This is a genomic window from Chryseobacterium urinae (assembly GCF_030518295.1).
Classification (GTDB): Bacteria; Bacteroidota; Bacteroidia; order Flavobacteriales; family Weeksellaceae; genus Chryseobacterium; species Chryseobacterium mucoviscidosis.
This window is the reverse complement of the sequence record NZ_JAULSJ010000020.1, coordinates 1-15,467: the sequence shown is the minus strand read 5'-3', so window position 1 is coordinate 15,467 and position 15,467 is coordinate 1. Positions and strand designations below refer to the sequence as shown.

Sequence of the window (15,467 nt, the reverse complement as noted above, 5' to 3'; positions counted from 1 at the left end):
GTTGATTATTGATTATTTTTTGAGTGTAAATTATTCAGCAGCTGGAGCTTCTCCTTCAGCAGCCGGAGTTTCCGGAGTTTCAGTAGCAGGAGCTTCTTCTACTGCAGGTGCAGCTTCTTCAGCTTTAGCTTCTACTGTCTCAGGTTTGTTTTGAAGAGCAGAAACAACTCTCTGGATTGGAGACTGAAGTAATCCGATGATTTCACCGATCATTTCTTCTCTAGACTTGATGTTAGCTAACATCTCTAGGTTATTGTCACCTACATAGAAAGTTTCCTGAACGAAAGCAGACTTTAACGCCGGCTTTTCTTCTTTCTTTCTGAAATCTCTGATTAATTTTGCTGGAGCACTTGCGGTCTCAGCAATCATAATTGCAGAATTTCCTTTGAAAGACTGGAACATCTCAGAGTAATCTACTCCTTCAATCTGCTCCATTGCTTTTTGCAAAAGTGTATTTTTAACAACTTTTACTTTGATATTTTGCTTGAAAGCCTGTCTTCTGAAGTCAGAAGATTTTCCAGCGTTCAAACCTTCTAGATCTGCTACGTAAACTACTTTTGCATCCTGAAGCAAATCTTTGATCTCTTGTATTGCTACAACTTTTTGGTCTTTTGTCATTGTCTTAGGATTTATAATTAGTTAACAGATTTAGTATCGATTGCAATACCAGGACTCATTGTAGAAGAAAGATAGATAGACTTCACATAAGTTCCTTTAGCAGCAGTTGGCTTCATTTTAATCAAAGTAGAGATCAATTCCTGAGCATTTTCCTTGATTTTAGCAGCATCGAAAGATACTTTACCAATACCAGCGTGGATAATACCGTATTTATCAACTTTGAAATCAATTTTACCAGCTTTCACTTCAGTTACTGCTTTACCAATTTCCATAGTTACAGTACCTGATTTAGGGTTTGGCATTAAACCTCTTGGTCCTAATACTCTACCCAATGGTCCTAATTTACCCATTACAGCCGGCATCGTAACGATAACGTCAACGTCTGTCCAACCTTCTTTGATTTTTTGTAAATATTCATCAAGACCTACATAATCAGCACCCGCTTCTTTAGCTTCTGCTTCTTTATCTGGAGTTACTAAAGCCAAAACTTTAACATCTTTACCAGTTCCGTGAGGAAGAGATACAACACCTCTTACCATTTGGTTTGCTTTTCTTGGATCTACCCCTAATCTTACAGCGATATCTACAGAAGCATCAAACTTTGCAGTATTTACTTCTTTTACAAGAGCTGCACCTTCTTCAAGGTTATAGATTCTTCCTTTTTCTACTTTGCTTAAAGCTTCCTTTTGCTTCTTTGTTAATTTTGCCATTTCTTTAAGTTTTAAGCGTTAAAAGTTGGTTTAGTTCCTGTTACTCTTAATCCCATAGATCTTGCAGTACCTGCAACCATAGAAACAGCTGAATCCATTGTAAAGCAGTTAAGGTCTGCCATTTTATCTTCAGCAATCTTTTGAACCTGAGCCCAAGTTACAGCACCTACTTTGTTTCTGTTCGGTTCTCCGGAACCACCCTTGATTTTAGCTGCATCCATTAACTGGATCGCTGCAGGAGGAGTTTTGATTACGAATTCAAAAGATTTGTCTTCGTATACTGTAATTACTACAGGTAAAACTTGTCCCGGCTTATCTTGAGTTCTTCCGTTAAATTGCTTACAAAACTCCATGATGTTCACACCTGCAGAACCCAAAGCTGGACCTACTGGTGGAGAAGGGTTAGCTGCGCCACCTTTCACCTGAAGCTTTACCATTTTAAAGACTTTTTTAGCCATTGTTTGTTTTTTAAATTTGAATAATTAATGAGTTTGGAAGCATTTATTATTCAGCAGGTTATCCATTCTCACATTAGATAATCCTACTTTTCGGACTGCAAAATTATGAAATATTTTTGAAATAGCAAACGGAATATGTTGATTTTTAAATAAATTAAGGCAAACTATCATCAAAAGATTGTGGAATTTTAAACACACCGTCTCTATTATCGAATGGTACAACAATTTTATCCAGAATTTGATCCTTGTTTTCTTTTAAGCAACTCTCCTTTACAAGTTGCAAATCGTACACCGACTTCTCTGATGGAAGAAACGCATACTGAACATTATAACAAAATCTGGTTCCATCTGAATTATCATCCCAATCTCCGTAAGAATATTCTGTAGTAACAGTACACGCCTTTTTTAATTTATTCTGGCTGAAAATAACCAAATCATCATAATATAAAGTTCCCATATGAGTTTGTCCGCCTGATAAAGCAAAGCATACCGTCTCTTTACCAATCATAGTAAAGCTATGCAACGAACCGGAATTCCCATACATTCCACCACTTCCTGCTTCAATCATAAAATCAGCAGTTTCCCAATTCTTACCATTGAATCGGAATATGAACAGATCACAATGCCCTGTGGATGCGCCTGCAAAAGGATATTGATTTTCTACTACTAAAGCAGCAAATTTTTCTTTTCCTATTACAAAACGTTTGATATCTGATCTTGAAAGCTGTATTTCATCATCCATTTCTTCTAAAGGTTTCATATTCATCGTATCATAGACAGGCTTTAAAAGATTATCTACAATTCCCGAAGTTAAAGTTGTATCTACGGCTATTACAACATTTTGCTTTTGAGGTGACGGAGAATTGACCGATGGCGGCGAAGAAGTTTCTTTTTTACAGTTTATTGCAGACAAAAGAAGGAATGTTAAGAATATATATAATGAAATAGTTCGAATCATCATCAAATATATTAAAAAGAAAAAGACCATTCTTTCGAACAGTCTTTTTAAATTATTTTTTAAAGTTTTTACACTTTTTCTACCTGCATGTAGCTAAGCTCCATTGGAGTTTTTCTACCGAAGATAAGTACAGAAACTTCAATTTTCTTTTTATCTTCAAGAATTTTCTCAACAGTTCCGTTGAATCCGTTGAATGGTCCGTCTATTACTTTAACGTTTTCACCCACTACATAAGGGATTTCAACATCGCTTGCAAATTCAGAAAGTTCATCCATTCTTCCCAACATTCTGTTTACCTCAGATTTTCTCATCGGAACAGGATCTCCTCCTTTTGTTAAGCTTAAGAAAGAAATAACTCCCGGAATATTTTTGATAACGTGAGGAATCTCTCCCATCAAATCAGCTTCAATCATTAAGTATCCAGGATAGTAAGGTCTTTCTTTAGGAACTTTTTTACCGTTTCTGATCTGAATAACCTTTTCCATAGGAATAACTACCTGAGTAACGTACTGTTCAAACCCTAAACGCTTGATTTCCGTCTCAATGTAATTTTTCACTTTATTTTCCTGTCCGCTGATCGCTTTCAGCACATACCATTTCAATTCGCTCATTATTGGGAAAATACTTTTATTATTAATTGAACAAGTTGATTAGCATTCCAATGATGTTGCTGATTGCTTTAGAAAACAATTCATCAACTCCAAAAGTAAATAACGCCAAGATCACTGTTGCAACAGTTACTACAATTGTAGAAGATTGCAGATCAGACCACTTTGGCCATTCAACTTTATGTCTGAATTCGTTATAAGAACCTTTTAAAAAATCGACAAATGAACTCATAATTGTTATTTGCACGGGCACAAGGATTCGAACCCTGATCAACGGTTTTGGAGACCGGTATCCTACCATTGGACGATGCCCGTAGTTAAAAAAAGCTTCCGTAAAGAAGTTCCTTACGGAAGCTTTTATATTGTGTTAGATGATTAGTCTAAGATTTCAGTTACCTGACCTGAACCAACTGTTCTACCTCCTTCTCTGATCGCGAATCTAAGACCCTCGTTAAGAGCGATTGGTTGTAACAATTCTACAGTGATCTCTAAGTTATCACCAGGCATTACCATTTCTACACCTTCTGGTAAGAAGATCTCACCTGTAACGTCAGTAGTTCTTACGTAGAACTGAGGACGGTATTTGTTGTGGAATGGAGTATGACGTCCACCTTCTTCTTTAGAAAGGATATAAACAGATGCTTTGAATTTTTTGTGTGGCTTCACAGAGTCTTTCTTAGCGATAACCATACCTCTCTTGATGTCAGTTTTTTCAATACCTCTCAACAATAGACCTACATTATCACCAGCTTCACCTCTATCTAGGATTTTTCTGAACATCTCAACCCCTGTAATTGTAGAAGTTAATTTTTCATCACCCATACCTACGATGTCTACAGGATCACCAGTGTTGATGATACCAGCCTCGATTCTACCAGTTGCTACAGTACCTCTACCTGTAATAGAGAATACGTCTTCGATTGGCATCAAGAATGGCTTATCTGTATCTCTTGTTGGCTCTTCGATCCACTCGTCAACAGCATCCATTAACTGCTCAACAGTTTTGAACCACTTGTCATCAGAGTTACCTTCAGTAGCAGCAGTAAGAGCTCCTAATGCAGAACCTTGGATTACTGGAGAGTTATCTCCGTCGAATTCATAAGTAGATAATAAGTCTCTAAGCTCCATTTCAACAAGCTCTAACAACTCAGCATCATCTACCATGTCAACTTTATTCATGAAAACAACGATTCTTGGTACGTTTACCTGACGGCAAAGTAGAATGTGTTCTCTTGTTTGAGGCATTGGTCCGTCAGTCGCAGCACATACCACGATAGCTCCATCCATCTGAGCAGCACCAGTTACCATGTTCTTTACATAATCCGCGTGACCTGGGCAGTCAACGTGAGCATAGTGTCTTTTCTCAGTTTCGTATTCGATGTGAGCTGTATTGATAGTAATACCTCTTTCTTTTTCTTCTGGAGCAGAGTCAATTGCAGAGAAGTCTTTTTTCTCAGCAAGACCTTTGCTAGCTAATACAGCAGAAATAGCAGCTGTAAGAGTAGTTTTACCATGGTCAACGTGACCAATAGTACCAATGTTCAAGTGTGGTTTGTTACGATTAAACGTTTCCTTTGCCATGATTTAAAATTATTTATTTATTGTTTTTCAAATTTTCGGTGTGCAAATATAATGAATTTTTAAATACCAAAACCTTTTTATTAAAAAAAGTTTCAATATTCAAATCCAATGAAGTACAAACCTTATATTTCAATGTATTGAGATTGCAAATTTACACAAATTTCTCAATTTAGAAAATCCAGAATAAACCTTTTAGCCAAAATATAAACTATCTCTTTAATTATGAATGCAATAAAATAGATGAAAAAAATAATATTGAGAAAAAATGCAGTAATGCAAAACCATAATATATCTTTTATCGTAGATGGAAATATGAACCATTAAAATAATATATTATGAGAAAATTATTACATTTATGTACCGTACTGTTCAGCACCATCATCTTATTTTCATGTGATGATTCCGATGATATGATGTCCACAGACATGAATATGCCTGTTCAGGGACCCGATCTTATGGCTTACGGACTTACGGCGAACAACGAACTTGTAGCCTTCAATGCCAACAATCCCAAAATGTTTACTTCTAAAACCGCTGTTACAGGAGTAGTTTCAGGCGAAAAACTAATGAGTATCGATTTCAGACCTGCAACAGGAGAGCTTTACGCTTTATCCAGTGCAAGCAAACTGTACATCATCAACACCTCCAACGCTTCCGCAAGAGCGGTAAGTACATCGGCATTTTCACCGGCTGTTTCAGGAACAATTGCGTCAATTGATTTTAATCCTACCGTAGACAGAATTCGTTTAGTAAGCAATACAGGGCAGAATTTAAGACTTCATCCGGAAACAGGAGCGGTTGCTGCAACCGATATGAACATTAACGGAGGCGGAACGCCTGCTGTAACAGGAGTTGCTTATACCAACAGCAAATCCGGAGCTACAAGCACAGTTCTGTATGATATTGATATGACTTCCGGAAAGTTATTTAAGCAGGATCCTCCGAACAACGGAACATTGGTAGAAGTCGGAAGTTTGGGAACTACTTTTACAGGACAGGCTGCTTTTGATATTAAATATGATAACGGTGTAGCATTATTAGCTTTAAACAGCAACCTGCATTTATTGGATCTGAGTACAGGTAAAGCAACCAACATCGGTATGCTTCAGCAACAGATTATTGATCTTGCGATTCCTACAGAGCCGGTTGCTTACGCAGTAGATAATTCAAACAACCTTCAGATTTTCAATCCGAACAGTCCGATGCCGGTTTCAAAGGGAATTACAGGACTTCAGAGTGGTGAAAGTATTTTAGGAATAGATTTCAGACCTTTGAACGGACAGCTTTATGCTTTGGGAAGTTCAAGCAGACTCTATACAATTAACTTAGGAACAGGAGCTGCAACTGCAGTGGGAACTTCTCCTTTTGCAACGTTACTTGCCGGAACAGATTTCGGATTTGATTTTAATCCGACGGTTGATAAGATCAGAGTTGTGAGCAACACGGGACAAAATCTTCGTCTTGATCCTGTAACAGGCGGAATAACGGCAGCAGACGGAATGCTGAATCCGGGAACTCCGATGATCGGAGCGGCTGCTTATACCAATAATTTTGCAGGAGCTACTTCAACGACTTTATTCGTTATCGATCACAATACAGACAAATTGTATCAACAAAATCCACCGAACAACGGAACTTTGGTAGAAACAGGTTCTTTAGGAATCAATATTACCAGTGCGAACGGTTTCGATATCGGAAGCATGAGCCAAAAAGCGTATTTACTGGCAACAGTGGGAACTGCCACAAAAGTATACAGCATTAATACTTCTACGGGAGCTGCAACTGCGGTTTCAGATTTCCCAAATGCAGTAAGAGGTTTTGCTGTGGGATTAGGATTCTAAACTCATAATAATTATTTCAATAGCGAGAATCGCGGAAAACAAAGTTTTCCGCGATTCTTTTTTAACCGAATGTTTTTTAGCCGCAAAGGCAAAAGATTTCGAAAATATATTGATAGTTTATTATTAAGGTAAAGAAAAGAAAACATAAACTCTTTCTTTAAAGTTTTAGTTATCTTATTTAAATATCTTTTGCCACCTGTGGTTAAATAAAGGTTAAAGTAAAACTTGCCTAATTTTTTTTACCGCAAAAGATTGTAACCCTTTAGTTGTTTAAGTTTACTTCTTAAATGGAAAAAAGAGCACATAAGTTAAAAAAAATCAAAGATTTTTTCTCTTTGCAGACTTTTGAAATCCTTTAGATAAATTCAATAAAGTCTTTTGTCTCTTTTGCGGTTAAATTTAAAATGAGTTTAAAATATAATTGAAAGAAATGATCAGATCTGCTGAGATTTTTTAGTTCGGTTGAAAATCCAGAAAATAATCGGGAAAATCAGCAGGGTTAAAACAGTTGCCGTAATTAATCCTCCGATAATGACGATTGCCAAAGGTTTTTGGGATTCTGATCCGATTCCTGTGGATAAAGCAGCAGGCATTAATCCGATCGATGCCATTAAAGCCGTCATGATCACAGGACGCGTTCTGGATTTCACCCCATTCAGAAGTGAGCTGTCCAGATCCATTCCGTTTTTAACATTCTGATGAAATTCTGTGATGAGGATGACTCCGTTCTGAATACAGATTCCCAAAAGGGCAATCATTCCTACTCCGGCTGAAATTCCGAAATTAATTCCGGTAACGTGCAATGCGATAATTCCGCCAATTAAAGCAAAAGGTACGTTTGCCAAAACCAGTAAAGAATCTTTCATATTTCCGAAAAGGATAAATAAAAGGAAGAAAATTCCTAAAATACTGATCGGAACAACCTGCGCCAATCGTTTTGAAGCTCTCTGCTGATTTTCAAACTGACCGGTCCATCCTACAGAATATCCGTCCGGAAGATCAATTTTAGAAACCGCTTTCTGCGCATCGGCAATCGTACTTCCCAAATCACGGTCGCGGATGGAAAATTTAATCCCGATATATCTTTTAATATCATCTCTGTAAATAAATGCAGCTCCGTTGTCTTTTTCAATCGTGCTGATTTCTTTTAACGGAATTTTAGCACCGTCCTGCGTAGGAACCATTAAGGCTGCAATATCATTTTCATCTTTTCTGTACTCCTGCGAATAACGGAGACGGATCGGGAATTTTCTTTCGCCGTCAAACATTTCCGAAGCGGTTTTACCTCCGAAAGCCATCTCCAGAACCGACTGCGCATCATCGGGCATTACTCCGTAAGCCGCCATTTTATCTCTGTCGAGCACTACACTTACTTCCGGCTGACCGATATTTTTAATAATTCCGGCATCTTTTACGCCTTTAATATCCTTTACCTCCTTTAAAACTTTTTCAGCAAGTATATCCAAAGTCTGAAGATTATCTCCGTAAATTTTAATTCCGTTTTCTGCCTTGAAACCGGCAACTGCTTCAGCCACATTGTCTGAAATCGGCTGGGAATAATTGAATGTAATTCCCTGATAATTTCTTAATTTTTTATCGATTTCTTCAATCAGTTCTTCATAGGTGATGTTCCGTTTCCATTCTTCTTTGGGTTTAAGATTCACGGCAAACTGTACGAACCCAAAACCATTCGGGTCGGTTCCGTCATTACTTCTTCCCGTCTGCGCGAGAACATCTGTAACTTCCGGAAAACTCATAATGTCTTTCTTGAGAAGATCGGCTGTATTTAAAGATTCTTTTAATGATGAACTCATCGGCATTTCGGCGGTAATCCACAATGAACCTTCATTTAACTGCGGTAAAAATTCGGTTCCTAAAAATTTCCCTGAAAATAAAGTCACCGCTAAAAACGACAGAGAAACAATTAAGCTGAGTTTTTTATGTTTAAAAGTAAAATTGAATCCTTTTAAAACAATTCTGTCCCAGAAATTCACGAACGGATTATTTTTTTCCTTTACATTTTTATTTAAAAGGATGTGCGAAAGTACCGGAACGAGCGTTAAAGTGAAAATCAAAGCGCCCATTAAAGCAAAACCTAACGTAAAAGCCAATGGCGAAAACATTTTTCCTTCCACTTTCTGGAATGAAAAAATGGGGATCAGGGAAGTAATGATAATCAATTTTGAAAAGAAGATTGCCTTTCCAAGACCTGTTCCCGTCTGTTTGATCCAGCCTGCTTTTGCCAGTTTATTGAATTTTTCATCACCGTATTTGTGGGCTTTATGGTCGAGCATCACAAAAAGTCCTTCTACCATGACGACCGCTCCGTCAATGATAATTCCGAAATCTACCGCGCCGAGTGAAAGTAAATTTGCGCTCATTCCCGCGAGTTTCAGACATAAAAAGGCAAATAATAAGGATAAAGGAATGATGATGGAAACGATAAGCGTTGTTCTCCAGTCTGCCATGAAAATCAAAACAATTACCGTAACCAGAACAATTCCTTCAATAAGGTTGTGCATTACAGTGTGCGTGGTGAAATCCATCAGATTATCACGATCGTAAAAAGTGACCATTTTTACATCTTTCGGCAGCACTTTTTCGTTGAGTTCTTTAATTTTTGCTTTTACGCCGACCAAAACTTCACGCGGATTTTCTCCTTTTCGCATCACGACAATTCCTTCAACAGTATCTTCCTGATGATTGAGTCCCGCCTGTCCTACTCTCGGCATCGAGCTTTCGTGTACTTCTGCAACATTTTTAACAAGAACAGGGTTTCCGCTGTCGTTCTGGATGGTAATATTTCCGATATCGGCAACAGATTTTACCAGACCGATTCCACGCACCACGTAAGCCTGTCCGTTTTTCTCAATAACATCACCACCGACATTCAAATTACTTTTTGTGACGGCATCATACACCTGAAGCGGCGTTAAATTGTATTTATCTAAAGCTCTCGGATCGATGCTTAATTCGAACACTTTGTCCTGACCTCCGAAAACGTTGATGTCTGCAACACCGGGAACTCCTCTCAAAGCACGGTCGATTACCCAGTTTTGTAAGGTTAACAGTTCTCTGGAATCTTTGGTTTTGCTCTGTAAAGTATACCTGAAAATTTCCCCGGTCGGTCCGTAAGGCGGCTGTACTTCGGGATCCACTTCATCAGGAAGACTCACCGTCCGAAGCTGATTATTGACCTGATTTCTGGCAAAAATATCGTCTACTCCATCGTCAAAAAGAATCTTAACAATGGAAAGTCCGAACATCGTGGTACTTCTTACACTGGTTTTCTTCTGAACCGGACTCATTGCGAGTTCAATAGGTGTGGTAACGAAACGTTCTACTTCTTCGGCACTTCTCCCGTTCCATTGGGTAATGATGACAATCTGGGTATTGGTAACATCGGGAAAGGCTTCAATGGGCATATTTTTGAAACTTATGAATCCCGAAACCGCCAGAATCGCCACCCAAATAAAGGTGAATGCTTTATTTTTTAACGAAAAAGCAATGATATTTTTAATGAATTTGTTCATGATGGATTTTTTTTGACCTAAAAAAGTCGTTGAATTTGTTTTCTTTTGTTTTTAACGCAAGGAGCGCGAAGCTTTTTGACAAACCATATGTTTTTTTACGTTTGCAAAGGTGCTTCGACAAGCTCAGCATAAACTATTCACTCAGCGAAGATCTTTTGATTTTAACCATTAAGGATATGTAAGGAGTTAAGAATTATTAAGTGACTTGTAAACAATTTTAAAAACCGATATCTAAAATATCTTCAGATATTTCTTAATTCAACGTAACTTCTTAATTAAAATCTTAATGTTTTAAATAAAATCAGCTATTCAAAGAGCGATAAATCAACAACTGATTGTTTGTGATTACCTGTTCTCCTTCGGATAACCCTTCGGAAACGTAGGTAATGTCTCCTACCTGTTTCAGAACTTTTATTTCTTTCACTTTTACATCGGTTCTGGATTTATAGATCACCACAAAACTTCTGTTATCATCAAAAATCACGGCTTTGGAAGGAACTGTAAGTGCGGTTTTATTCTCCGAACTTGTTACCTTTATCGTTGCTTTGCTTTCCGGAATCAATAATCCATTCTGATTATCAAGTACTACTCTTGCCTGCATCGCATTGGTTTGAGGATCAATGATTTTAAAAATTTTATCAATTTTCCCATCAAAAACCTTATCCGGATACGATAATGTGGAAACCTGTGCTTTCATTCCGAGACTGATTTTATCAATATCAGATTCATTCACGTTCATGATTGCCCAAACGTTGGTGGTATTGGCAACATCAAAAATATTATCGCTTCGGTCGCTTCTGAGCTGCATATCTTTATTGATGTTTTTCTGAACAATGTATCCGCTGATTGGCGCAACCACACTGTAAATATTTCCTTTTTTTACATTATACACTGTACTCACTGCACTTGCCCGCTGCAACTGATCCTGTGCTTTCTGAAGCTGGCTTTTGGCTTCCAAAACGTCTCTTTCGGTATTCAATTTTCCTTCATACATTTCTTTGGCAACGCGAAGATTGTTCTGGGCAACGACCAAATCTGTTTTTGCATCGCTCACATCTTTCTGCACTTCCGCCAATTCTGTACTTCGTATAGTGGCGAGAACCTGACCTTTGGTTACATGATCGCCCAGTTCAACATTAACGCTTAAAACATTTCCGCCGACCAAAGGATAGACATCGATGTAGCTGTTTTTGTCTGCCGAAATCTTTCCGTAGAAATTATAATCATCTTCTATATATTTTTTTTCAACTTTTGCTAAATCGATTGAATTCAGCATCGTGTTGCTCAGTTCAAATCCTTTTTTTGCCTGCGGTTTTGCTTCTTCCTCTTTTTTGGAGCAAGATAAAACAGACAGGGCAATCATTACCGGAATTATATAATTTTTCATGTTTAATAGAAGATTTTCGTTTGTACTAGTTGATTCAATTGTTCTGCAGACTGCATGATCCCGTTTTTCATATCATAAATCTGAAGTGCCGTTTCGCGGTAACTGTCCATAAAGTCTGTAAATTCAATAAGACTGATGTTGCCTTTCCTGAAATTATTCAGCATCCCGTTGTAGACCAGTTCCATATTATTAAGATCGGTAGATTTAATCTGGCTGAGCTGATCGTATTGTGTTTTCCATATTTTGTAAGCCGACTGTACTTTTGTTTCGAGGTTCAGCTTCTGAAATTCTGCATTTTTCTGGTTCTGCTGAATGGCAAAATTGGCTTTATCCACATTTCCTTTATTGGATTTCCAAAGCGGAAGAGGAATTCCGACCATCAGATTGACTTCATTTTTGAAGGTTCCGCCATTCTGGTCCCACCCTGCTCCCAGATTAAGATCAGGAACGTTTAAAGATTTCTGCCATTGCGCATATAATTTACTGTTGTCGATTAATTTTAAATTATATTGATAATCGGCATTGTTTTCGAGTGCTTTTTTCTGAAGTTCCGCTTCATCGCCGAAAGGCTGAGCGGCAAGAATTTCTTTCGCTTCGGAATCGGAAAGCTGCGGTTCTATATCTTCAGTAACTCCTGTAAGAAGTTTCAGAGTCTGTTCAAATTCAAGAATATTTTTATTGATTCCTACTTTATCGTTATTTAACTGAATGACAATACTCTGTAATCGCACTTCATCTTTCAGCGAAACATTTCCTTTGGCAGACTGTATTTTGTAGGCAGCCAGAAGATCGTTCATGTAACCCAATTGCTTATTGGTATTGTCGAGTTTTAATTTTTCGTAGTAAAGTTCAAAGTAAGTGGAACGAAGCTGGGATTTGAGATCTACCAAAAGCTGTGCAAACTGAAGCTGCGCCAGTTCTTTATTGGATTTTGCGAAGGCAATTTCATTCTTTTTTTTGCCTCCCATGTAAATTAATTGGGTTACCTGCGCTCCTTTTGCGTGTCCCGCATCGAAAACTTTTCTGTCTTCGGGATTAAATGCATTGATTTGCCCGCTCAACTGCGGAAGTTCCCAGATTTTAGCCTGCAAAATATCTGCATCAGCCATGTTGATGTTGTACTGTTCGGCGAGCAGTTGTAAATTGTTCTTCTGGAAAGCTTCTTCGCAATCCCGAAGCGACATTTGCTGTTGTGCCGTCATGAATGAGGAAATGACGATGAACAGCCCTGCAAATTTGTTCATTTTATTGATTTTATGATACAAAAATGCCTTTCTGCTATTAAAATGCTCTTAAAGAATGCTTAAAAAAAAATTAAATTTGTTAAGCAGCAACATATAATCATCTCATTTAAATTAAGTTACGAGTTGATTATAGTATTAATTCAATTCGTGTAACGCTAAGTCTGCAAAGATTTATTTAAAGTTTTTGAGAATATTTTTCGTTCGCAAGAGCTGAATTACGTAAATGTTTTAGATTAATTTAAAAAATTATTTCACAAAAATCACACTGAACTTATTAAGGAGATCTGCCGGTGAAGTATAAATAATTTGTGCGCCGTGATATTCGAGAATCCGTTTAACGATTCTTAAACCCAATCCGGAACCTGAAATATTCTGAGAATTTTTTCCTCTTTTAAAGGCTTCAAAAAGTTTTGCCTGTTCTTCTTTCGGAATGGTATTTCCATGGGAAATGACATCGACAATCAGATGTTCGTCATTTTCTTTAATCAATACATCCACTTCCACATCATCGGAATAGATGGCTGCATTTTTAAATAAGTTGATGAAAACAATATCGAGTAAAGACTGGATTCCTTTAATGGTTAAAAGTGCATCTTCAGAAGTATCTTCGGAAATCAGAAAATCCAGTTTTAATTTGGGATAGCTTTTTTCAACCGCTTCAAAGGATTCAAAAATGACTTCATCAATCCTCACTTCTTCATAAATGCTCTGGATGTTTTCCCTGTCGAATTTGGTAAGCAGCAAAAGTGAATTCGTAAGATCTGATAATTGATACACATCCCTTTGAATCTGCTGTAAAGATGATAAAGTTTCAGGAGAATGTTCTCCGAATTTTATTAAATTTTCAAGCTGAAAAGCCATTCTGGTGATGGGAGTGCGTATTTCGTGGGAAGCACTTGCGGTAAAATCTTTCTGCGACTGGAAAACGTCGTCCAGCCTCCCAATCATTGTGTTAAACGATTTTGCCAGAACATCAATCTCATCATTAGAATTACGAACCGGAATCTGTGTTGTTAATTTATGTGCCGTAACTTCAGAAATTTCCTGATTAAGATCTTCCAGAGGTTTTAAAAACTGTCCCATGAAATAATAACTGAAAAAACCGATGAGAAGCGCACTCATCACATAAGCCGTTATTAAAAGATATTTAAGATATTCCAGCTTGGATTTTCCGTTGGAATCTAAAGCACTTGTTAAAATATAATATTTTTCGCCGTTGATGGTTCTTAATGCCGCATAAATTTCAGGTACCGTCTTTTCGGAATAGATTACTTTTTTTTCGTCGAGTTCTTTCAGAAGTTCATTATCCCAGGTTACATTGCGGTCTTTAATGGTGCTGTAGATCAATTCTTTCTGCCCATTAAAAATTAATATGGTTTCATTTAAAAGAATGTTATCTGAATTTTCATTAAAAAAGACAGGTGCTTCTTCTTCAAAATCTTTAGACTTGGCAATGAAATGAGAGGTAAACTCCAGTCTTTGCCTGAATCTTTCTTTGAATTCTTCTCTGCGGAAATCATTAAAAGACATATAAATAACTACCATTACAATAGCAAAAAGCAATGAAAAGGCAATACTGAGATTGAGCGCGATCTTCCTTTTTAAAGACATTCTATAACGGGCTTAGATAATATCCGAAACCGGAACGGGTGTGGATAAGTTTTACTTTAAAATCTTTATCGATCTTCTTTCGTAAAAAATTGATGTAGACTTCCACGGTATTGGTGTTCGTATTAAAATTATGTTCCCAAACGTGTTCCGTGATCTGCTGCTTGGAAACCGTTCTTCCCTGCGCTTCGGCAAGATAAACCAACAACTGAAATTCTTTCAGGGTAAGATTAATTTCATTTCCGCCACGATAGACTTTCTGTTCGGTTTTATTTACTATCAGATCATCGATTCTTATAATTTCCTGATCCATGTTCTCAGAAGGTGCTTTTCTTCTCAGCAAAGAATTGATGCGCAATAATAATTCTTCAAACTGAAATGGTTTTACCAGATAATCATCCGCCAAACGTGTAAAGGCATCTTTCTTATCGGAAAGATCTCCGTAAGCCGAAATAATGATGATGGGCGTATTTTTATCGAAAGAACGGATGGTCTGACAAACGTCCAGTCCATTAATTTTCGGAACATTGATGTCCAGAAGATATAAATCGTAGGAACTGTTCCTGATCTGGCGAAGAAATGTTTCACCGTCGTAGATTTTATCGCAGGTAAAATTATTTGACTCCAGAAATTTGCAAAGTTCCGCTGAAAGAATTAAATCGTCTTCCAATAAAAGAATGTTCATCGAAAATTATTTTATACGAATGTAACGAAATTTTTGGTGATTGTAAAGAAATTGAATGAGGGAGGAATTACTTTTAATTGAATTTTAAGATTTGTATTGAATGCTTCTGAAAATTTTTATCCTGAAAAATCAAATGAATTCGAATTGTTTTTATGGGGAGTGTTTAACAGAATCGGTAAGGTAAGCCTCGCTATTTTTAGGTTTTATGAAAGTTTTTAAATATTTCAGACAAAATT

At 37.2% G+C, this 15,467-nt stretch carries 13 protein-coding genes and 1 tRNA gene; 1 reads left to right on the top strand and 13 read right to left on the bottom strand.

Annotated features, from left to right (window positions below; all coding sequences use genetic code 11):
• Nucleotides 1-30: 30 nt before the first annotated feature.
• The 8 genes from rplJ to tuf form a co-directional block, all read right to left on the bottom strand.
• Entirely contained in the window at nucleotides 31-618 is a 588-nt protein-coding gene (gene rplJ / locus QWT87_RS13250; protein WP_116097674.1) for a 50S ribosomal protein L10, read from the bottom strand.
• Nucleotides 619-635: 17 nt separating this feature from the next.
• A complete protein-coding gene (rplA, locus tag QWT87_RS13245; protein ID WP_029295585.1) occupies nucleotides 636-1,328 on the bottom strand; it encodes a 50S ribosomal protein L1 in 693 nt (230 codons plus the stop codon).
• 11 nt (nucleotides 1,329-1,339) lie between these two features.
• Nucleotides 1,340-1,786 (bottom strand): 50S ribosomal protein L11, encoded by a 447-nt coding sequence (rplK, locus tag QWT87_RS13240; RefSeq protein ID WP_076390708.1) that lies wholly within the window; start codon nucleotides 1,784-1,786, stop codon nucleotides 1,340-1,342.
• 154 nt (nucleotides 1,787-1,940) lie between these two features.
• A complete protein-coding gene (locus QWT87_RS13235; protein WP_302716466.1) occupies nucleotides 1,941-2,699 on the bottom strand; it encodes a hypothetical protein in 759 nt (252 codons plus the stop codon).
• Nucleotides 2,700-2,812: 113 nt separating this feature from the next.
• Nucleotides 2,813-3,355, bottom strand: a complete 543-nt coding sequence (nusG, locus tag QWT87_RS13230) for a transcription termination/antitermination protein NusG (RefSeq protein WP_002976412.1) — start codon at nucleotides 3,353-3,355, stop codon at nucleotides 2,813-2,815.
• 22 nt (nucleotides 3,356-3,377) lie between these two features.
• Nucleotides 3,378-3,584: a preprotein translocase subunit SecE gene (gene secE, locus QWT87_RS13225; RefSeq protein ID WP_076390705.1), complete on the bottom strand. Its 207-nt coding sequence runs from the start codon at nucleotides 3,582-3,584 to the stop codon at nucleotides 3,378-3,380.
• Nucleotides 3,585-3,596: 12 nt separating this feature from the next.
• Nucleotides 3,597-3,667: transfer RNA gene (locus QWT87_RS13220), tRNA-Trp, on the bottom strand.
• 60 nt (nucleotides 3,668-3,727) lie between these two features.
• Entirely contained in the window at nucleotides 3,728-4,933 is a 1,206-nt protein-coding gene (gene tuf, locus QWT87_RS13215; protein WP_072955499.1) for an elongation factor Tu, read from the bottom strand.
• Nucleotides 4,934-5,268: 335 nt separating this feature from the next.
• Here tuf and QWT87_RS13210 point away from each other — a divergent pair, with 335 nt between their 5' ends.
• Nucleotides 5,269-6,774, top strand: coding sequence for a DUF4394 domain-containing protein (locus QWT87_RS13210; protein WP_302716465.1), 1,506 nt, complete (start codon nucleotides 5,269-5,271; stop codon nucleotides 6,772-6,774).
• A 434-nt stretch (nucleotides 6,775-7,208) separates the two neighbouring features.
• Here the strand turns inward: QWT87_RS13210 and QWT87_RS13205 are convergent, their stop codons facing one another.
• The 5 genes from QWT87_RS13205 to QWT87_RS13185 form a co-directional block, all read right to left on the bottom strand.
• Nucleotides 7,209-10,307 carry an efflux RND transporter permease subunit gene (locus QWT87_RS13205; RefSeq protein WP_302716464.1) on the bottom strand — a complete coding sequence of 1,033 codons (3,099 nt, stop codon included), beginning with the start codon at nucleotides 10,305-10,307 and terminating at the stop codon, nucleotides 7,209-7,211.
• A gap of 301 nt (nucleotides 10,308-10,608) precedes the next feature.
• Complete coding sequence (locus QWT87_RS13200) at nucleotides 10,609-11,694, bottom strand: efflux RND transporter periplasmic adaptor subunit (RefSeq protein WP_087709678.1); 1,086 nt, start codon at nucleotides 11,692-11,694, stop codon at nucleotides 10,609-10,611.
• A 2-nt stretch (nucleotides 11,695-11,696) separates the two neighbouring features.
• The gene (locus QWT87_RS13195) at nucleotides 11,697-12,938 is read right to left on the bottom strand and encodes a TolC family protein (RefSeq protein ID WP_288457159.1); all 1,242 of its coding nucleotides are present in this window, start codon (nucleotides 12,936-12,938) and stop codon (nucleotides 11,697-11,699) included.
• A gap of 246 nt (nucleotides 12,939-13,184) precedes the next feature.
• A complete protein-coding gene (locus QWT87_RS13190) occupies nucleotides 13,185-14,549 on the bottom strand; it encodes an ATP-binding protein (protein WP_302716463.1) in 1,365 nt (454 codons plus the stop codon).
• A 1-nt stretch (nucleotide 14,550) separates the two neighbouring features.
• Nucleotides 14,551-15,231: a response regulator transcription factor gene (locus QWT87_RS13185; protein WP_076390699.1), complete on the bottom strand. Its 681-nt coding sequence runs from the start codon at nucleotides 15,229-15,231 to the stop codon at nucleotides 14,551-14,553.
• Nucleotides 15,232-15,467: the final 236 nt, after the last annotated feature.